This is a genomic window from Methylophaga sp. UBA3613, from assembly GCF_002375415.1.
Lineage (GTDB): Bacteria > Pseudomonadota > Gammaproteobacteria > Nitrosococcales > Methylophagaceae > Methylophaga.
Window position 1 is genome coordinate 23,821 of sequence record NZ_DFLS01000005.1, and the last position, 20,046, is coordinate 43,866.

A 20,046-nucleotide genomic window follows, 5' to 3' on the forward strand; every position below is an offset into this window, starting at 1 on the left:
TTGAATTAGTAAAGGAATTCACCATGTCAGTAAACAAAGTTATTCTGGTTGGCAGACTCGGGGTCGATCCTGAAAGCCGGGCATTTCCTAATGGTGGTTCGATCTGTAATTTGCGGATTGCGACCTCAGAAAGCTGGCGTGACAAACAAACCGGTGAGCGCCAGGAACGTACCGAATGGCATCGTGTCGTGTTACGCAATAAACTGGGTGAAATCGCTCAGCAATATCTGCGTAAAGGCTCACAAGTCTATATTGAAGGTCGTATTCAGACCCGTAAATGGCAAAACCAGCAAGGTCAGGATCAATACACCACCGAAATCGTTGGTAATGAAATGACCATGCTGGACAGCAAAGGTGCGGGTGGTGGAGGAAGCAACGATAATCAGGATTACAACCAAAATCGCTCTTCTCAACCAGCAGCGAAAAGTAACTACAACAATCCACAACCTGCTTCAGCATCTGCGGGTCCGGATTATGGTTCAGGCGGCGAAGCGGATTATTACGATGATGATATTCCGTTCTAATCATTAGCAGAAACCTACAAAAAGGCCCCTGAAATAGGGGCTTTTTTTTTGGAAAAATGATCAGATAAAACTGCTCCAACCGCTCCATAATTGAGCATTATAATTTAAATTCGCACAATTCTGGTGCAACAAACATTTACTGTCGTAACCTAAAAACAAGTCAAGCTATTGTTTTTAATTAATATCTAAACACTTTATGAAGTTGGCCTGGATCCTGCGTTTACAACTGCAGCGTGTTAGAGGTGTTTTTATCACACCAAAAGAACAGCAATAGGGTCTCTAGGGTTCCGGTTATGTAAATAACGTCTGGACCGAGAGTGACCGACCTTCACAGCGAAGGTTACACGGAGGGATAAAAGCCCGGGAGATTGTTTGAATAAAACATCTCTTTCATCGTGTTCTTAAACTAAGCTGTGAGGTACTACCAAAATGAAGCGCACTTTTTACCGCATCGGCAGCGTTTTGCTGCTTTCACTCTCTTTTATTATTTCCCCATTAGCAGCACACGCTGAAACCAAAGATAAATTCAGTATTGCCTGGACAATTTATGCTGGCTGGATGCCATGGGATTACGCTGACAATGCAGGCATCGTTAAAAAGTGGGCCGATAAATACGATATCGAAATAGATGTCGTGCAGATCAACGATTACATCGAGTCTATTAATCAATATACCGCTGGCCAGTTTGATGGTTGCACCATGACCAATATGGATGCCCTGACCATTCCTGCTGCGGGTGGTGTGGATAGTACAGCCTTAATCATCGGTGACTTTTCCAACGGTAATGATGGCATCGTGCTGAAAGGCGCAGATAAAAAGCTTGCTGATATTAAAGGTCAACGGGTCAATCTGGTCGAATTATCCGTTTCGCATTACCTGTTAGCGCGTGCTTTGGATAGCGTCGATATGAGTGAACGCGATGTGACCGTAGTCAACACCTCAGATGCCGATCTGGTAGGCGTATTTAATGCATCGGATGTCACCTCTACAGTCACCTGGAATCCATTACTGTCAGAAATCACTGCTATTCCTGATACAACCAAGGTATTTGATTCCTCTGATATCCCGGGCGAAATCATCGACCTGTTAGTAGTGAATACAGAAACGCTAGAAGCTAATCCGGCTTTTGGTAAAGCGTTAACCGGCGCCTGGTATGAAATCATGGCCAAAATGCAAGCAGGTGATGAAGAAGCCTTAACGATGATGGCTGAAGCATCAGGAACCGATCTGGCAGGCTATCAAGCACAGCTGGATGCAACTAACATGTTCTACACAGCCGCTGAAGCGGTCAGTTTTGCCAACAGCGATCAGCTGCAAGCAACGATGAAACACATTACTGACTTCTCATTTGATCATGGTCTGTTAGGCGATGGCGCGATGGATGCCGATTTTATCGGTATTGCCTATCCTGATGGTGACGTGGCAGGTGATAAAAACAACGTCAAACTCAGATTTGATTCCAGTTTCATGAAAATGGCTGCGGATAACGCCCTTTAGGTTAAGAAACACAGGGAGTTTCTCGTGAAGAGACTGATCAATCAGCGTCCAGGTACTCTAGGAAAATGTTTGCTGGGTCTATTGCCATTCGTTGTTATTGGGATTGTTTATTTTTACTTTTCCAGTGAACGTCTGGCAATTAATCCGAATGATAAGTTGATGCCATCAATGCAGTCTTTTATCGATGCGGTGTCTTATCTGGCATTTGAGCCCAACAAGCGTACCGGTGATTATGTACTGTGGGCGGATACTGCTGCCAGCCTGCAAAGACTAGGACTCGGTGTCGGCATAAGTGCTTTGACCGGTCTGATTATCGGCATTCTGGTCGGCATTATTCCATTGGTCAGAGCTGGGATAGCACCGGTGATAACCATCATTTCACTGGTGCCACCTTTAGCCATTTTGCCAATATTGTTCATTATATTCGGGTTGGGTGAACTCTCCAAAGTGATGCTGATTGTGCTCGGCATCACGCCCTTTCTGATCCGCGACGTACAACTCAGGGTGATGGCATTACCGCATGAAATCATCATTAAAGCCCAGACATTGGGCGCCAACAGCTGGCAACTGATTCTTCGTGTGGTATTACCTCAAGTGTTACCCAAGCTGATTGATGCCGTTCGCTTGAGTCTGGGATCAGCCTGGTTATTTCTGATTGCGGCAGAAGCCATTTCTGCCACCGAAGGACTGGGCTACCGCATTTTTCTGGTTCGACGCTATATGTCGATGGACATCATTTTGCCTTATGTGGTGTGGATCACTCTGTTGGCCTTTTTGATGGATTACCTGCTAAGACGCCTGTCAAAAAGCGTCTTCCCCTGGCATTCGACCGACCAGGGGGAAAACAAATGAACGATATCAAGATCAAAAATCTGTGGAAGGAATACGGCGACAATATTGTGCTGGAAAATATCAATATTGATGTCAAAGCTGGCGAATTTGTCACGCTGGTGGGTGCATCAGGTTGTGGCAAAACCACTTTTCTGAAAATGCTGTTGGGCACTGAGCAACCCACGCGAGGTGAATTGCTGTTAAACGGTAAACCAATAGCCAATGAACCGGGTGCTGATCGTGGCATCGTGTTTCAGAAATACTCGGTATTTTCCCACCTTAACGTAGTTGAAAACGTGATGCTGGGTGAGGAACTGAAGGAATCCCCTTTACTGGGACGCTGCTTTGGCAAAAAACGTCAGGCTATTCGTGAACGGGCGATCGCGTTGTTGGAAAAGGTCGGTCTCGACCACGCTTTAACCAAATATCCCAGCGAATTGTCAGGTGGTATGCAACAACGGCTGGCAATCGCTCAGGCCTTAATTAAACAGCCACAAATTCTGTTACTGGATGAACCCTTCGGTGCACTGGATCCGGGTATTCGATCCGATATGCATGAGTTGATTCTGGAGATATGGCGCGAGACCAATATCACGATATTTATGATCACCCATGATCTCTCCGAAGGTTTCTCCCTGGGCACCCAACTGCTGGTCTTTGATAAACAGCGACATGATCCGGATCAGCCTAATCGCTATGGGGCATCTATCACTTATGACATACCGGTAGGACGTTCCAAAAAAACAAATCAATAATGATTTTCAAGATACGTTGATGACACAACAGGCTATAAACAATGACTGAAATTACCCAAGACAAAGACGTTTTATATCAAGACACGCTTCCAGGTGGATCTCACTGGTCAATGCTGATGCGAAAAGGCACCATCCTGCGGCTGATTGACCAGGAAGGCGGCGCCAATGTCGGCATGTTGTTTTACAACCCGGAGAATACGCTGGAACGCTACAACGCTCCCGACACCTTGAAATGTCAGCATACCTTCAAACTTACCAAAGGCCATTGCCTTTATTCTGATATGGGCCGCATCTTTTGCTCAATTACAGAAGATACGCTTGGCTGGCACGATACCGTGGGTGGCAATCTGACCAATGCTGCGTTGGAGGAAAAATGGGGCATCAAAAATTACCAGCAGTTTCGAAATGATTGGACCATCAGTGGTGAACAGGCCTTTTTAGTCGAATTGGCCAAATATGGTCTGAATAAACGCGATATGGCAGCCAATCTTAATTTGTTTAGCAGTATCAAAACAGATGATCTGGGCAATATGAGCTATGTCGAAAACCACAGTAAAGCCGGTGATTATGTGGATCTGCGCTTTGAAATGGATACCCTGGTGCTGTTCCACACCTGCCCACATCCGATGAACACGGCAGCGACCTATCCGAAAAAACCGGTTATCTATCAAATTCGAAATGCTGCCGCCCTCACTGAAGACGATCTGTGCCTGAATGCCTGTGCCGAAAACCAGCGTGGTTTTGAAAACAATCGTCTCTATCACCTGTGTGGTCATCATTAACGAAAAAGGACAAACAGATCGTGATTAAAGAAAGTCATTTGAATATTAATCAGGCAGCCCGTTACGAAGAAGTACTGGCCGGTGATTATTGGATGCAACCGCTGCTGAAAAACCAGACGTTGCGCATTGTCGATTTACATGGAAATCAGGCAGCAGATACATTGTTCTATAGTGTTGCTGATCCTGCTGAACGCTACAGCGCGATAGATACCATTCGCGAACAAAAAAATGTTTACCTGACTGCCGGCACCACCTTACTGACCAATATGGGAAATCCCATGTTAACCATTACCGCCGACACCTGCGGTCGTCACGATACCCTGGGCGGAGCCTGTGCTACGGAATCCAACACCGTGCGATACGCACTGGAAAAGAAAACCATGCATGCCTGTCGGGACAGCTGGATGTTGGCTGTTGCCGAAAACGAACAGTTCGGCATCAGCAAACGCGATATCACTCATAACATCAATTTTTTTATGAATGTACCGGTCACTAAACAAGGTGGGTTGACCTTTGCAGACGGTATTTCTGAAGCCGGTAAATACGTTGAAATGCAGGCTGAAATGGATGTCATTGTGTTGATTTCTAATTGTCCTCAGCTTAATAACCCTTGTAACGCCTACAACCCGACACCGATAGGTCTTTACATCTGGGATTGATGATTCACACAGTAATAACGTGTTTTAAGACGACTTGAAACGCGCCGGTTATCAGTGGGACGACCCACACCTTGAGATGATAAAACCATGTTCAAGAAGATTTTAATTGCCAACCGCGGGGCTATTGCCACCAGAATTATTCGCACACTGCAGCAAATGGGTATTCAGGCTGTCGCCATCTATGCCGAAGCCGATCGTGACTCATTACATGTCAGTTCTGCCGATGAAGCCTTTTCGCTTGGAGAAGGCCGCGCTGCAGACACTTATCTGAATCAACAACGCATTCTCGAAATTGCCAGAGAAACCGGTGCCGAAGCGATTCATCCCGGTTATGGTTTTTTGAGTGAAAACTCCAACTTTGCACGACTTTGTGAAGCCAGTAATCTGGTATTTCTGGGGCCCACACCGGAACAGATGGAAGCCTTTGGTCTGAAACACAGTGCCAGAGCGCTGGCTCAGCAAAACGATGTGCCGTTATTGCCAGGTTCAGAATTACTTGAGAATATTGAACAGGCGCTAGCTATTGCTCAGACCATTGGTTATCCGGTGATGCTGAAATCCACCGCCGGCGGTGGTGGTATCGGCATGAGTCGTTGTGATACCGAAGATGAACTGAAAAATGCTTTCAATTCCGTCAAACGGCTGGGCGCCAATAATTTTTCCAATGATGGCGTGTTTATCGAAAAATTTATCACCCAGGCCCGGCATATTGAAGTACAGATAATCGGCGATGGTCAGGGTCATGTGCTGGCACTGGGGGATCGGGATTGCTCCAGTCAGCGACGTAATCAGAAAGTTATCGAAGAAGCGCCTGCGCCGAATATTCCAGACAACGTTCGTCAGTCTATGCATGAGGTTTCCGTCCGGCTGATGGCTGCTGTCCATTACCGCAGTGCCGGTACCGTGGAATTTGTCTACGATGCCCAGTCACATGATTTTTATTTTCTGGAGGTTAACACCCGGTTGCAGGTTGAGCATGGTGTAACCGAAGCCATTTATCAGGTGGATCTGGTTCGCTGGATGATTGAAGTCGGTGCTCAGGAAAGTACACTGCCTGCTGAAGCGCCTAAACCTCATGGCCATGCCATACAGGTACGCTTGTATGCCGAAGATCCATTCAAAAAATTCCAGCCATCAGCCGGTCTGTTAACCGAAGTAGAATTTCCTGAACTGTCAGATTTACGTATTGATCACTGGATTAAACCCGGCATTGAAATCTCGCCGTTTTTTGATCCGATGCTGGCCAAAGTCATCAGCTATGCCGAATCACGCGAAACAGCGCATGCAAAACTGCTTTCAGCACTGAAAAAAATCAGCATCTACGGTATTGAAACCAATACCGACTATCTCAGCCATATTTTGAATGATGCGGCCTTTTTATCCGCCAGCATTACCACCCGTTATCTGGACAGCTTTGTCTATTACCCCAATACTTTCAGCGTGTTATCGCCGGGCACCATGACCACAGTACAGGATTATCCCGGCCGGCAAGGTTATTGGGATATTGGCATTCCGCCTTCCGGCCCTTATGACAACTGGTCTTTCCGGTTGGGTAATCGTCTGCTTGGCAATACCGAAGACTGTGCCGGATTAGAAATCACGCTGAGCGGCCCCGAACTGGTGTTTAACTGCAGCAGCCAAATTATCATTACCGGCGCCACCATTGAGGCCAAACTCAATGGCGAGCCGATTGATTGCTGGCAAATTTATTCAGTGTCTAGCGGCGACAAGCTAACATTGGGTCAAATCAAAGCCGCCGGTACAAGAACTTATCTGCTGGTCGCCGGTGGTATTCAATGCCCGAATTATCTTGGTTCACGATCCACCTTTACCCTGGGTCAATTTGGCGGACATGTTGGTCGCACGTTAAAAACCGGCGATGTTCTTCATTTATCAGACGAAACAGCGGCAGTTGATTTAACAACAACACCTGCCGAATTAATTCCGCAAATCACCACTCACTGGGAGATTAAGGTCATTTACGGCCCACATGGCGCGCCGGATTTCTTTACCGAACAGGATATAGAAACGTTTTTTGCCGCTGACTGGAAAATTCACTATAACTCCAGCCGAACAGGCATAAGACTGATTGGGCCACGTCCGGAATGGGCCAGAAATACCGGCGGTGAAGCGGGCTTACATCCTTCCAATATTCACGATAATGCTTATGCAGTCGGCACCATTGATTTCACTGGCGATATGCCAATTATTCTTGGACCCGATGGACCGTCATTAGGGGGCTTTGTCTGTCCCGCCACCGTTATCACGGCAGAACTGTGGAAAATAGGCCAATTAAAAGCCGGTGATACGGTGCGTTTTATTCCAGTGTCGATAGCAACCGCCAGAGCCATGGAGCGAGCTCAGCAGGAATCGCTTGCTCAACTGTCACAGCAACCTGTTGAAGTCATCCCCACAGAAATTGGCTCACCCATCTATGACACGCTGGTGTCACCGGAAACGGGTATCGATGTCTGCTACCGGTTGGCGGGCGATCATTATCTGCTGGTCGAATATGGTGAACTGAAACTGGATATCAATCTGCGTTTTAAAGTGCATGCGTTGATGTTGTGGTTACAGCAACAAAATATCAAAGGATTACATGAACTGACACCCGGCATCCGTTCACTGCAGATTCACTACGATGGTATGCAAATTTCTCTGGAAACCCTGGTCGGTATTCTCAAACATGCCGAACAGGAGATCAGCAATATCGAAGAGATGGATGTGCCTGCACGTATCGTGCACTTACCCATTTCCTGGAATGACGAAGCCTGCCAGCAAGCCATCCAGAAATACATGCAATCGGTGCGGCATAACGCGCCCTGGTGCCCGGATAATATTGAATTTATCCGCCGTATTAATGGGCTGAGCTCGGTCGATGAAGTGAAGCGTATTGTGTTTGAGGCTAGTTATCTGGTGATGGGCCTAGGTGACGTCTATCTGGGCGCGCCGGTGGCAACACCAATGGATCCAAGACACCGTCTGGTCACCACTAAATATAACCCTGCCCGTACCTGGACTGCCGAAAACTCCGTTGGTATCGGTGGTTCCTATCTGTGCGTTTATGGCATGGAAGGACCAGGTGGTTACCAGTTTATCGGTCGGACCCTGCAGATGTGGAATCGCTATCTGAAAACCACTGAATTCACCAAACCCTGGTTGTTACGGTTTTTTGATCAAATCAAGTTTTATGAAGTCACTCACGATGAACTGGTGCAGATCCGTCGTGATTTTCCGCAAGGCAATTATCCACTGAAGATAGAAGAAACCACCTTCAATCTCAAACGCTACAACCAGTTTATAACCGAACATAAAGTGTCGATTGACAGCTTTACCCGCCAGCGTGAACACGCCTTTGAAGAAGAGCTGGAACATTGGAAACGTGAGGGTCTTTTACATTTTGATAGTGGTAATGAACCGCAGATCATTGAGGAGGAAAGTGCGCCGCTACCGGAAAATGCTATTTCCGTTGATAGTCCACTCAACTGCAGTGTGTGGAAAGTGGAAGTGGAAATCGGTTCATCCGTACAAGAAGGCGATGTATTGATGATTCTGGAAGCGATGAAAATGGAGATCCAGATAACCGCGACTCAAGCCGGTACCGTCACAGAAATTAAACGACAGGCCGGCGCGCAAGTTGGCATGGGTGATCGTCTGGTCGTTATTTCCGGGGAGGTGGAATAATGGATATGACCATTGATGCCATCCATCAGGCTTATCGTGATGGCACGCTGTCTCCGCATAAACTGATTGATGAAGTGCTGAAACGCGCCGCCACGTATACGGATCGAAATATCTGGATAACCCTGTTATCCCGCGAAGCCATCCAACCTTATCTGGACAATTTAATCGGCCAATCACCTGATAAATTGCCGTTGTACGGAATTCCATTTGCGATAAAGGACAATATTGAATTAGCCGGTGTCGATGTCACTGCTGGCTGCGAGGCCTATCGCTATACAGCAGAGCAATCCGCTCATGTAGTGGAGTTACTGATTAATGCCGGGGCGATTCCGATTGGCAAAACCAATATGGATCAGTTTGCTACCGGGCTGGTCGGTGTACGTTCCCCGGATAAATGGGGCGCCTGCCAGAACAGTTTTGATCCAGAGTATATTTCCGGCGGTTCAAGTTCAGGTTCTGCGGTAGCGGTCGCATTGGGGCTGGTGAGTTTTTCGCTGGGCACCGATACTGCTGGCTCTGGTCGGGTACCGGCTGCATTTAACAATCTTATTGGCTTAAAACCTTCGCGTGGTTTGCTCAGTAATCACGGCGTAGTGCCTGCCTGTAAAAGCCTGGATTGTGTGTCTATCTTCAGCCTGACCACCGACGATGCAAACCGGGTATTTGAAGTGGCTGCAGCATTTGATGCGAAAGATGATTACTCCCGACACAATAAAGATACCAATCGGCGAAATTATGGCCAAATTAAAGATGAATCCTTTAACTTCGCCATTCCGCAAGCTGGACAATTAGCGTTTTTTGGCGACCAGGAAAATGAACAAGGCTTTTATAACTCGGTTGAAACGCTGAAAAAACTTGGCGGCATCTGTCATGAAATTGATTTTGAGCCGTTTCTGACGGCAGCCAGATTGTTATACGAAGGCCCGTGGGTGGCTGAACGACGTCTTGCCACTGCCAATGTTAAACGTGAAGACATGCTGCTGGTTTTACAACACATTCTCGATAGCAATAACACCGCTTCAGCCGAGGATTTGTTTAGTGCCGAGTACCAACTACAGCACTGCAAACAGCAGGTCACCCCGGTACTGGAAAACGTTGATTTTATTCTGACACCAACCACTGGCACGATTTACAAAATCAAAGAGGTTCAGGCCGAACCAATTAAACTTAATAGCCAGCTGGGTTATTACACCAACTTTATGAATCTGCTCGATTGCAGCGCAGTTGCCGTTCCAGCAGGTTTCAACTCAAACGGGTTACCGTTTGGCGTGACACTGTTTTCCAGAGCTTTCAGTGATACCCGCTTATTGTCTTATGCCAATCGATTGCAACAAACATTGAACTTACCGCTCGGAGCAACCTCGTTGCCGCTGGCTGAATCTCAAGCGTTAAACGCCGGGGTTATGCATCGAATAAAGGTCGTTGTCTGTGGAGCACATCTGGAGGGACAACCACTCAATTGGCAATTGCGGGAGCGTGGCGGCAAGTTAATACGCGCCACACAAACCACTACAGATTACCGACTTTATGCACTCCCCGGCGGACCACCAGCCCGACCAGGACTGGTCAGAGATGAACAACAAGGGGAAGCGATTGAAGTCGAGTTATGGGAATTACCCACTGCCAGCTTTGGCTCTTTTGTCGCTGGGATCCCTGCCCCATTAGGTATTGGCAAGGTGCAACTGGCGGATCAGCAATGGTATGCAGGCTTTATCTGTGAGCCTTATGCCATCCCCAATGCCACCGATATCAGTCATCTTAAAGGCTGGCGGGCTTACGTTCAGCAGCTATAAGTCGCTTCATGTTTAAAACAAACCGGGTCGGAAAACATCCGGCTCGGTTTTTCTGCAGCAAAAATACTGGCCGCTATTTCAACGGGCATCGACTATTCCATTGATTCCCAATCACAACAGTGGGAGTATGTTAGCTCGCCTTTTTTATCTATAGAAGTCTATGAACAAAATCCAATACACCACGATTCGCCCATTAAGAACCTTAAATCTGCTCTCTCAGGAAGAAATCCAACGCATCAGCAATACCAGCGAAGATTTGCATCGATTATTTCGCGATTGCGCTCTAGCGATTTTAAATACCGACAGTCATCAAGATGATGCCGAGCAAATCTTTCATACCTATGCAGATTTCGATATCAAACTGGTGCCGCAATCACGTGGTGTGGTGTTAGAAATCAAAAATGCCCCGGCACAGTCTTTTGTCGACGATAAAATCATTCGCGGTATTCAGGAGCATTTGTCATCGGCGTTGCGCGATATTATCTATACCGATTTCAAAATTCTTGCCCGGCAAACTTCACCGACATCAGGACAGATTACCGATAGCGTGTTTATGATTCTGCGTAACGCAGATGCCATCAAGCCAAATATGACACCAAATCTGGTGGTGTGCTGGGGGGGGCATTCGATTCCCCGTGAAGAATATGATTACGCTAAACATGTGGGTTACGAACTGGGACTAAGAAGTCTCGATATCATTACCGGTTGCGGTATTGGCGCGATGAAAGGCCCGATGAAAGGTGCGGCGGTGGGCCATGCCAAGCAACAATTCAAAAACGGTCGTTATATCGGTATTAGTGAACCCGGTATTATTGCCTCAGAATCACCCAATGCCATCGTTAATGAACTGGTGATCATGCCGGATATTGAAAAGCGGCTGGAAGCATTTGTACGTCTCGGTCACAGTTTTATTGTGTTCCCAGGTGGCGTTGGTACGGTCGAGGAAATTTTCTACCTGCTAAGCATTTTGCTGCACCCGGAAAACAAACAAGGTATTCCGCTGGTGTTTGCCGGCCCCGAATCCTGCCGTGACTATTTCGAGACACTGGATAAATTCCTGCGCCGTTGTCTGGGTGATAAGGTGGCTGAACTATATCAAATCGTCATTGGCGAGCCCGCCACTGTGGGCCAAATCATTCGTGATTCCGTGGATCAGGTACATCTTGCCCGTCGTGAATCGCAGGATGCCTATTATTTCAATTGGCAACTGCACATCGATCCGATGCTGCAACAGCCGTTTATTCCTACCCATGAAAATATGGCATCTCTGCGGTTATATCCCGATATGCCAGGTCATGAACTGGCCAGCAATTTACGTTCGGCGTTTTCCGGGATTGTTGCCGGTAATGTAAAAGCGTTTGGTATTCGCGAAGTAGCCAAACATGGCCCTTACATCATTAACGGCGATCCGGATTTAATGCGAGCCATCGATGACTTGTTACGTATCTTTGTTCGTGAAAAACGTATGAAACTGGGACAGGACGAAAATGCTTACAAACCGTGTTACAAGCTGCTGGATTAATCCAGCAGCTCAGATTTCATCATGCAGATGAAAAACTTTATTCATCACCTGCCACTTGCCATCAATTTTCAATAAATTAAAAAAATCAGTAAAGCGGTGACCGGTCCAATTATCTGATTCGAGTCTGACACTGGCTGCCGTTCCAACCACATCGATATGGGTAATTTTTGATTTCATGTCTTTGGCTGGACCATTTTCATCATTCCAGTCATACAAGCCCTGAATGGGACCGGCAAATAAATCCGGACCAACATAACCGTAAATAGTGGCATCCTGATGAAATGCCGGTTTCATAAGTTCACCACGGCCTGCCACAGCACCATCAATATAATGCTGAATCAGTTTGCTAATGGCCTCGTAATCATCGATTGAAATAGCGCTATTCGACATAATTAACTCCTTGTTGTTGATTCAAGCAGTCAACATAGCATAAACATTTCGGGGAAATTTCCCGCTAAAACCAGCTGTTAGGAAATGATTTTCAGTTGTTTCACGTAAATTAATTCACATGCATTGGCACCGGTATCATCCCGAGTTAACGAACTCCGCCAGCGCCAGCCATCATCGGCATTCACATTTACCAGATAGCCCTGCAGAGTAATTAATTGTCCCGGACGGATCTGCTTAAGCGTTCTGGCGACTTCATCATTCGCCGCAATCAAATGCATATTGGCGCTTTGGGTTTCAATGTTCCGACGAGGAATCGGAAATGAATCGACCTGCCAGAAATACCAGCGACCGGACTGGCGAATGTTGATCTGTTTAACAACTTCAGGATCCGCCATTTCTCCCCAACCCAATACCAAATCGGTGGGTGATAAATCAGTTTCACGTCCTAACCAATAATCTTCCCGTGCCAGAACTCTGGCTTCCAAGGTAAATTCAGCCATCGGCTGTATTGCATAGTCATCAAAAGGAATAGGCGGAAGATCTGCTACTTCGGCTTGTAAAGGTGCTTTATCTATGACTTTATCAGGCGCAGCGTAATGGATGGCGTCGGGTGAACAGTAACGCCAGCCAACAAAGATCACCATGATAATGAATAGCCAGCGCCACATAAGCTAATCAGCTAACCATCAATTCGAAAACGGCGGGCAGCCAGGAAGACCAGCAGCAATACTGGTACCCCCATTAAAGCAGTCATCAAAAAGAACTGCTCATAACCAATGCTTTCAACCATCGTCCCGGAATACCCTCCAAGGATTTTCGGCAATAAAGTCATTAATGAACTGAAAATGGCATATTGCACCGCGGTAAACGAGATATTGGTCAGGCTGGATAAAAATGCAATAAAGGCGGCACTCGCCATACCGCCGGACAGATTATCAGCAGAAATCACGATATACAGCATCCAGATATCATTGCCCATTTGGGCAAGCAGCATAAACAACAGATTGGTCAATGCCGATAAAACCGCCCCTAAAAACAGGATGCGCATCACCCCAAAACGTAACGCCAGAATACCGCCAAGAAAACCACCAACAATGGTCATAAACAAACCAAATGTTTTCACCACCGTGGCAATCTCTGGCTTGGTGAAGCCCATATCCTGATAAAAAATATTGGCCACAACACCCAGCACAATATCGGATATTCGATATAACCCAATCAACGAAAGCAGCAACAACGCCATCGATAGGCCGTAGCGTTTGAAGAAATCCTGCACTGGTTCAACATAGCTTCGATGCACAATGCTTTTCTGCGCCCAGCCCATCAAGATCAACACTCTGGCAATAATCACGGCCACCATGGTGGCCAGCACTAAACGCACTAACTCAACACCAATCGCCGACATAGGGCCATTATTAAAAACGTTAAGTAACTGCAAACGTGCCTGACCAGCCCAGTCGCTGGTGAGATAGAAACAGGCAATAAATCCGCTTATCGACAACGCAAACGTCAGCATCAACCCCAGATAATCCCGCTTGCGATCCTCATGAACCTTTTTATTTACTTCAGGTTCAGGGCTTAACAAGGTGCTGACCACACCAATTAGCATCAGTGCCGCCATAATTAAATAGCTTTGCCGCCACGCCAGATAATCGTACTCACCCATTTCAGAGCCAAAATAACTGGCCAGCATTAACGCACCAGCCCCAGCCATCAGCATACCGATGCGATATCCGGCGATATAACTGGCAGACATTAATGCCTGCAAACGAGTATCGGCAGACTCGATACGATAGGCATCAATCACCACATCCTGCGTCGCGGCTGAAAAGCCCAGTAACACAGCCGCAACAGCCATTAAGGTTAAGGAATGTGTTGCCGGATCGACCATCGCCATCATTATGATCGAAGCGATAATCATCAGCTGTGACAAAAATAACCAGCTACGCCGTCGACCTAACAGGCGATGCAAAATCGGTAATGGCAGAATATCCAGCAGCGGCGCCCAGACAAATTTAAATGAATAACCCAGCGCCGCCCAACTGAAATAAGTGACTGCACTGCGATCGACGCCCGCTTCACGTAACCATAGGCTGAGAGATGAAAAAATCAGTAATAACGGCAACCCCGCCGCAATGCCGAGAAACAGCATGGTGACAACTTGGGGGGTAAAAAAAGCCCGCAGACTTTCTTGCCAGGAACGGATACTTGCAATCAAACGTAAGCTCACTGATGAGGTTTAATTCGCTAAAGTAACATTGACGCTTCCGGCAATCCACTCTGAAATGACTGTCGGATCAAGATAGCAATATCTATTGGCACATCCGCAGATGGATTATGAGAAAATATCGAGAACTTACCAACACTAATTCTTAATGGCTAAACAACGAAAAATCATTCACGTGGATATGGACGCGTTTTATGCCTCGGTTGAACAACGTGACTTTCCCGAGCTGAAAGGCAAACCGCTAATCGTGGGCGGTCAACCCGACAGCCGTGGCGTAGTCGCAGCGTGTAGTTATGAAGCGCGCAAATTTGGTATTCATTCAGCGATGGCTTCATCAAGAGCTTATCGTTTATGCCCCGAAGCCATTTTTGTCCGCCCCCGTTTTGATGCCTATAAAGAAGTATCCAACCAAATCCGTGAAATATTCTGGCGTTATGCTTCAGAAGTTGAACCACTTTCGTTAGATGAAGCCTATCTGGATGTCACATACACAGAATCGTTTAACGGATCTGCTACCTTGATTGCCAAAGCCATCAAAGCTGAAATCCTCGCCGAGACTGGGCTCACCGCTTCGGCTGGCGTCTCCTACAATAAATTTCTCACCAAAATTGCCTCCGATATGGATAAACCCGATGGCCTTTATCTGATCCGCCCCGAGCAAGGTCAGGAATTTGTAAACAAACTCCCCGTCGGCAAATTTCACGGAATCGGCCCCGCCACCGAAGCCAAGATGAAAAACCTCGGTATCCATACTGGTAATGACTTACGGCAGAAATCGTTAACTGAACTCACCGAGCGCTTCGGTAAATCAGGTCAGTATTATTACAACATCGCCCGGGCGATTGATGAACGTCCGGTACGCAGTCAACGTATCCGTAAATCATTGGGCAAGGAAACCACTTTTTCCAAAGATATCCTGTCAATTCCTGAGCTAACCAACATCCTGCTAGATCTCGCTCAGCAAGTGGTGGAAAGCTTATCCAAACACAATATGCAAGGCAGAACGGTTACCGTGAAAGTGAAATATGCTGACTTTCAGCAAGTCACGCGGGCTCAGACGCTGGATCACAGTATTGGCTTTGCTGATTTGTGGGAATGGATTCCGAAGCTGTTGGCTCGGACTGAGGCTGGACATAAACCGGTTAGGTTGGTGGGGTTGAGTTTGAGTGGGTTTGATTTGCCGGTGGTTGATGAGAAGAGGCAGGCGCAGTTGGATTTAATGTTGAATGATGAGTTCTGAGCTAATAAAGCTGATATTTTGAGTTATATGTAACCGGAAAGTTGTTAATTCATTAACTTGGAAAGCCGAGTGTACTTCCATATGAGTCTTGAAATAACTTTAGAAAATGCTAGCAAATTAATGTATGAAATCGATTCCAAAATGAACGAAATCTCGATTCCAGGTGACATTCGACATAGAGTTTTTTTTGGGCTACTGCACTTATCACTTGAGCATTTTGGTTCTATTGTTTTGCTATCTAAGAATAGACAGTTTGCCTCAGCAGCGGCTCTTTTAAGACCTCAATACGAAGCAACAATGAGAGGCCTATATTTTCATGAGTGTGCAAGCAAACATGAAATTTCTGCTTTCACGAACGGTAAAGATCCACTTTCATTAAAAAAGATGATTGACGCATTAGAGAACAGTGAAATTTCAAAGAAAGGAACATTTTCAAACTTTTACCAAAATAATAAGCAATTTATGCATGGATTTACCCATGGTGGTTTGGAACAAATTGGACGTAGATATACTAATTCAGATTTGACGAATAGCTTTAAAGAGAATGAAGTTAAATCATTTGTTGCTAATGCACAGCTAATAGCCTGCTTATCGGTATGCTGTGCATCTATAGTTTCTGGTAAAGAGGATTTGGCTTTAGAATTTCTTGGTAAATACGGAAACATTAAAATCCTTAGTTCTTAAATTGGGTTGAATGCAATGAAACCCAACTATCGGCATGGCTACATTTAAACCAGTTTGATATTTAATAAGACTGTTTCGACTTAATGTCGAGTCAGGGGAATGCGTGCCCATTCCCCTAACAACCCCAGGGCACCCCTAGTGTTGGCCTGCGGCTCCACTGCGTTGCGTTTTTTGTCAGGGAGACTCACCAAACTCGCTTCGCTCAAACAGGTAAGTCTCTAATCCTGACAAAAAGCCGCTACTCGTCAACACAAAAGGGGGATCCACGAGCAACACGCTTGAGGCATTTTCCTTGATGCCCTTATGCGAAGCCGAGCATCGCAGAGCTGGTCGGATCAGCATGACGGCTGTCTGAGCGCAGCGAGTTTCCGTCATGCCCGACCAGATCGAGAAGCACAGGGAACCCGCAGGGCGAGCATGGGCTGCCCTTTTGTTTGGTTCGTTTATTTTGGGCAAGCAAAATAAATGAACGCCCAGCGGCAGCGATAAAGTCGAAAATATAATTCAGATTGTTGGGTTTCGTACCTCAACCCAACCTGCATATATCACTAGATTCCCGCCTGCGCGCGAATGACAGCTACCTGTTGAGCTGCATTGAAGTTAGCCCATTCTTAGAGAGATCAAAAAACGTTTTAGGAATTTGATTTAAATTTATTTTTCAAAATCTTAAAACGACTGAGAGCACATTTCACAAAATTTCCATCCTGGTGCTTAAATTGCTTCTTCAAAGCTTTTTTAACTTCCCAAGTACCTTTAAACCCATTAGGGAAAACCACTAAATCACCGGCTTTAAAAGTTGTTGGTGAGCCACCATCGTTAGGCGTCATGACACATTCACCTTCAACGATATAAGCAATTTCTGTAGTGACAAACGACCATGGAAAAACTGATACGCCTTTTTCCCATGTTGGCCAGTGAGCCACGCCCAGTTGTTTTAAACGAGCTTCACTGGGGTTGCTGTCCACTGTTATTTCTTTCATTTTATTTCCTAAAGATTGAGATGTATCCCCAAAACCTGACTGTTTTGAGATAAGCGATTTGTGATTTGCCTGCGCTATTTTGCCTGCCTTTGAACGATAAACCGAATTTATCGTCCGTATCACATGTTAAACCAAGCACAATTTGCCATAATGCCCCTTTCCTTTTATCACTGAATTTCTTATGCAGCATGTCGGGCAACCCGCGCTGGAAGTGTTACAAAACGTTTTTGGTTACAGCGCTTTTCGTCACAATCAGCAAACTATCGTTGACCATGTGATTGCCGGTGGTGACGCCTTAGTATTAATGCCAACTGGTGGTGGTAAATCTTTGTGTTATCAGCTCCCCGCACTGATTCGCCCGGGTACTGGTGTTGTGGTGTCACCATTGATTGCCTTGATGCAGGATCAGGTGATGGCGTTGCAACAACTTGGCGTGAATGCGGCATTTCTCAATTCCAGTTTATCCGCTGCTGAAGCAAATGCCGTTGAGACTGAGCTTGAAGCTGGCCATATAGATTTGCTGTATGTGGCTCCAGAGCGTTTATTAAACGAACGCACCCTGTCGATGCTGTCGCGGATTCAGGTTTCACTGTTTGCCATTGATGAAGCGCATTGTGTGTCGCAATGGGGCCATGATTTTCGCCCGGAATATCAGCAACTGCGGATGTTGCATGAACGCTTTCCCGATATTCCACGTATTGCGCTGACTGCTACCGCCGATAAACGCACTCGTATTGAGATCATCGAACAGCTCAATCTGCATGACGCCAATGTCTACCTGAACAGTTTTGATCGAAGCAACATTTTTTATGCCATTGCCGAAGCCAATCAGGCCAAACAACAGCTTTGGCAGTTTATTGAAACTCAACATGCCAACGATGCCGGGATTGTTTATTGCCTGTCGCGTAAAAAGGTCGAGGCAATTGCCGAGTGGTTGAGCGACCAGGGTCGCGTCGCTTTGCCCTATCACGCAGGCTTAACCTCACAAATGCGGGCACATCATCAGCAGCGTTTTTTACGCGAAGAAGGCGTAATTATTGTCGCCACCATCGCCTTTGGTATGGGTATTGATAAACCTGATGTACGCTTTGTCGCGCATTTGAATCTGCCAAAAAATATCGAAGCCTATTATCAGGAAACCGGCCGCGCTGGTCGTGACGGCTTGCCGGCGAATGCCTGGATGGCGTATGGACTGCAGGATGTGATTACCTTGCGGCAGTTTATGCAGAACTCTGATGCGCCGGACCTTATCAAAAGAGTCGAACATCACAAACTCGATGCCATGTTGGGCTTATGCGAATCCATCAGCTGCCGGCGGCATGCCCTGCTCGCCTATTTTGATGAAACGTCACCGGAAACCTGCGGTCAGTGTGATAACTGTCAGAATCCGCCAGAGCATTTTGATGCTACTGAAGTTGCCCAAAAAGCCTTGTCATGTGTCTATCGGACCAATCAACGCTTTGGGGTGAATTATCTAATTGATGTGTTGGTGGGCAGTGAAGATGAACGCATCAAGACCAACCAGCATGATCAGCTCAGTACGTTTGGTATTGGCTCAGATCTGAACGCTACGCAATGGCGCGGTATCTTCCGCCAACTTATCGCCACCGGCTATCTTGATATTGATATCAATCGTTATGGTGCATTACGTCTGACTGAAAAATGTCGGTCGATTTTGCGAGGCGAACAAAAACTGCTGCTGCGTAAACAGCAAGCCAAACAAACGCTCAGCAAAAAAGAGAAAAAACAATCTACCGTGCGTCCTCAGGATCAGGAGCTATGGGAAGCGTTACGCCAGTTACGAACCGAGATCGCCCAACAAAATGGCGTGCCGCCTTTTGTGATTTTTCATGATTCAACGCTGCAGGAAATGTGTCAGACCAGACCTAATGATATGCAAGCCATGGCACGTATTTCCGGTGTCGGCGCTCAGAAACTGGAACATTACGGTCAACGGTTTTTAACCGTTATTCAGCAGTTTCCCTTATCGGAATTATTAAATAACGGCTTACGTGACACGGTGAATCAGACGTTGATGCTGCATGAACAAGGATTGAACCCTGATCAAATAGCGAAACAGCGTGAATTGAAAGTGAGCACGGTTTACAGTCACCTGTCAGACGGCATTGAAGCGGGTTTGCTGGATGTTAAAAAAGTGCTGGATCTGGCTGATAATGAATTTAATGAAATCATCTCGACCATTGAGTCACTTGGTGATGAAGCAGATAGTTTAAAAACCGTTTTTGAAGCGTTGGATGAAGCCTATGATTATGGGGTGATTCGTTGTGTCAGGGCTTCGATTTATTAACGTTTTTAGCTAATTTGGCCTTCATTGCATTCAGCAGTGATTTCTAACCATCTTCTTTTGTGCTGCCGCTAAAGGAGCTATCTCAAGATTAGAAAATCAATAAGGGCTTCTAATCGATTCACCATTCAGATTTCACATGAATGCGAGTCAGGGAATTGCGTGCCCAATTC

Annotated in this window: 16 protein-coding genes and 1 riboswitch; of the genes, 12 read left to right on the forward strand and 4 right to left on the reverse strand. The window is 46.4% G+C overall.

The window, feature by feature from the left end; genetic code table 11:
• The first annotated feature begins 23 nt into the window (after nucleotides 1–23).
• From ssb to ppnN, 9 genes are all read left to right on the forward strand, one after another.
• Nucleotides 24–524: a single-stranded DNA-binding protein gene (gene ssb / locus B3S93_RS05110; RefSeq protein ID WP_292400553.1), complete on the forward strand. Its 501-nt coding sequence runs from the start codon at nucleotides 24–26 to the stop codon at nucleotides 522–524.
• A gap of 268 nt (nucleotides 525–792) precedes the next feature.
• A riboswitch (guanidine-I (ykkC/yxkD leader) is annotated at nucleotides 793–893 on the forward strand.
• Between the two features lie 60 nt (nucleotides 894–953).
• Complete coding sequence (locus B3S93_RS05115) at nucleotides 954–2,021, forward strand: putative urea ABC transporter substrate-binding protein (protein WP_292748475.1); 1,068 nt, start codon at nucleotides 954–956, stop codon at nucleotides 2,019–2,021.
• Nucleotides 2,022–2,045: 24 nt separating this feature from the next.
• On the forward strand, nucleotides 2,046–2,873 hold the full coding sequence (locus B3S93_RS05120) for an ABC transporter permease (protein ID WP_292748477.1): 828 nt from the start codon (nucleotides 2,046–2,048) through the stop codon (nucleotides 2,871–2,873).
• Nucleotides 2,870–3,607: an ABC transporter ATP-binding protein gene (locus tag B3S93_RS05125; protein ID WP_292748479.1), complete on the forward strand. Its 738-nt coding sequence runs from the start codon at nucleotides 2,870–2,872 to the stop codon at nucleotides 3,605–3,607. The genes B3S93_RS05120 and B3S93_RS05125 overlap by 4 nt, the downstream gene beginning before the upstream one ends.
• A gap of 41 nt (nucleotides 3,608–3,648) precedes the next feature.
• The gene (locus B3S93_RS05130) at nucleotides 3,649–4,389 is read left to right on the forward strand and encodes an urea amidolyase associated protein UAAP1 (RefSeq protein WP_292400562.1); all 741 of its coding nucleotides are present in this window, start codon (nucleotides 3,649–3,651) and stop codon (nucleotides 4,387–4,389) included.
• Between the two features lie 20 nt (nucleotides 4,390–4,409).
• Nucleotides 4,410–5,048, forward strand: a complete 639-nt coding sequence (locus tag B3S93_RS05135; RefSeq protein ID WP_292354632.1) for an urea amidolyase associated protein UAAP2 — start codon at nucleotides 4,410–4,412, stop codon at nucleotides 5,046–5,048.
• 87 nt (nucleotides 5,049–5,135) lie between these two features.
• Nucleotides 5,136–8,732, forward strand: a complete 3,597-nt coding sequence (gene uca / locus B3S93_RS05140; protein ID WP_292400564.1) for an urea carboxylase — start codon at nucleotides 5,136–5,138, stop codon at nucleotides 8,730–8,732.
• Nucleotides 8,732–10,525 (forward strand): allophanate hydrolase, encoded by a 1,794-nt coding sequence (gene atzF, locus B3S93_RS05145; protein WP_292400567.1) that lies wholly within the window; start codon nucleotides 8,732–8,734, stop codon nucleotides 10,523–10,525. The genes uca and atzF overlap by 1 nt, the downstream gene beginning before the upstream one ends.
• A gap of 160 nt (nucleotides 10,526–10,685) precedes the next feature.
• The gene (ppnN, locus tag B3S93_RS05150) at nucleotides 10,686–12,047 is read left to right on the forward strand and encodes a nucleotide 5'-monophosphate nucleosidase PpnN (protein WP_292400570.1); all 1,362 of its coding nucleotides are present in this window, start codon (nucleotides 10,686–10,688) and stop codon (nucleotides 12,045–12,047) included.
• Nucleotides 12,048–12,056: 9 nt separating this feature from the next.
• Here ppnN and B3S93_RS05155 read toward each other — a convergent pair whose 3' ends face one another.
• From B3S93_RS05155 to B3S93_RS05165, 3 genes are all read right to left on the reverse strand, one after another.
• On the reverse strand, nucleotides 12,057–12,437 hold the full coding sequence (locus B3S93_RS05155) for a nuclear transport factor 2 family protein (RefSeq protein WP_292400573.1): 381 nt from the start codon (nucleotides 12,435–12,437) through the stop codon (nucleotides 12,057–12,059).
• A 77-nt stretch (nucleotides 12,438–12,514) separates the two neighbouring features.
• Nucleotides 12,515–13,081, reverse strand: a complete 567-nt coding sequence (locus B3S93_RS05160; RefSeq protein WP_292400576.1) for a hypothetical protein — start codon at nucleotides 13,079–13,081, stop codon at nucleotides 12,515–12,517.
• 35 nt (nucleotides 13,082–13,116) lie between these two features.
• Entirely contained in the window at nucleotides 13,117–14,655 is a 1,539-nt protein-coding gene (locus B3S93_RS05165; protein ID WP_292400580.1) for an AmpG family muropeptide MFS transporter, read from the reverse strand.
• Between the two features lie 157 nt (nucleotides 14,656–14,812).
• Here B3S93_RS05165 and dinB point away from each other — a divergent pair, with 157 nt between their 5' ends.
• Both dinB and B3S93_RS05175 read left to right on the forward strand, forming a co-directional pair.
• Entirely contained in the window at nucleotides 14,813–15,904 is a 1,092-nt protein-coding gene (gene dinB / locus B3S93_RS05170; protein WP_292748483.1) for a DNA polymerase IV, read from the forward strand.
• Nucleotides 15,905–15,985: 81 nt separating this feature from the next.
• On the forward strand, nucleotides 15,986–16,588 hold the full coding sequence (locus B3S93_RS05175; protein WP_292400585.1) for a DUF6988 family protein: 603 nt from the start codon (nucleotides 15,986–15,988) through the stop codon (nucleotides 16,586–16,588).
• A 632-nt stretch (nucleotides 16,589–17,220) separates the two neighbouring features.
• Here the strand turns inward: B3S93_RS05175 and B3S93_RS05180 are convergent.
• A complete protein-coding gene (locus tag B3S93_RS05180) occupies nucleotides 17,221–17,568 on the reverse strand; it encodes a cupin domain-containing protein (RefSeq protein ID WP_292748486.1) in 348 nt (115 codons plus the stop codon).
• Nucleotides 17,569–17,749: 181 nt separating this feature from the next.
• Here B3S93_RS05180 and recQ point away from each other — a divergent pair, with 181 nt between their 5' ends.
• Nucleotides 17,750–19,876, forward strand: a complete 2,127-nt coding sequence (recQ, locus tag B3S93_RS05185; RefSeq protein ID WP_292748488.1) for a DNA helicase RecQ — start codon at nucleotides 17,750–17,752, stop codon at nucleotides 19,874–19,876.
• The last annotated feature ends 170 nt before the right edge of the window (nucleotides 19,877–20,046 follow it).

Coding starts and splice junctions, on each gene's coding strand:
- B3S93_RS05130 (WP_292400562.1), top strand. CDS start 3,649: ATGACTGAAATTACCCAAGACAAAGACGTTTTATATCAAGACACGCTT.
- ssb (WP_292400553.1), top strand. CDS start 24: ATGTCAGTAAACAAAGTTATTCTGGTTGGCAGACTCGGGGTCGATCCT.
- recQ (WP_292748488.1), top strand. CDS start 17,750: ATGCAGCATGTCGGGCAACCCGCGCTGGAAGTGTTACAAAACGTTTTT.
- dinB (WP_292748483.1), top strand. CDS start 14,813: ATGGCTAAACAACGAAAAATCATTCACGTGGATATGGACGCGTTTTAT.
- B3S93_RS05125 (WP_292748479.1), top strand. CDS start 2,870: ATGAACGATATCAAGATCAAAAATCTGTGGAAGGAATACGGCGACAAT.
- atzF (WP_292400567.1), top strand. CDS start 8,732: ATGGATATGACCATTGATGCCATCCATCAGGCTTATCGTGATGGCACG.
- B3S93_RS05155 (WP_292400573.1), bottom strand. CDS start 12,437: ATGTCGAATAGCGCTATTTCAATCGATGATTACGAGGCCATTAGCAAA.
- B3S93_RS05175 (WP_292400585.1), top strand. CDS start 15,986: ATGAGTCTTGAAATAACTTTAGAAAATGCTAGCAAATTAATGTATGAA.
- uca (WP_292400564.1), top strand. CDS start 5,136: ATGTTCAAGAAGATTTTAATTGCCAACCGCGGGGCTATTGCCACCAGA.
- ppnN (WP_292400570.1), top strand. CDS start 10,686: ATGAACAAAATCCAATACACCACGATTCGCCCATTAAGAACCTTAAAT.
- B3S93_RS05160 (WP_292400576.1), bottom strand. CDS start 13,081: ATGGTGATCTTTGTTGGCTGGCGTTACTGTTCACCCGACGCCATCCAT.
- B3S93_RS05180 (WP_292748486.1), bottom strand. CDS start 17,568: ATGAAAGAAATAACAGTGGACAGCAACCCCAGTGAAGCTCGTTTAAAA.
- B3S93_RS05115 (WP_292748475.1), top strand. CDS start 954: ATGAAGCGCACTTTTTACCGCATCGGCAGCGTTTTGCTGCTTTCACTC.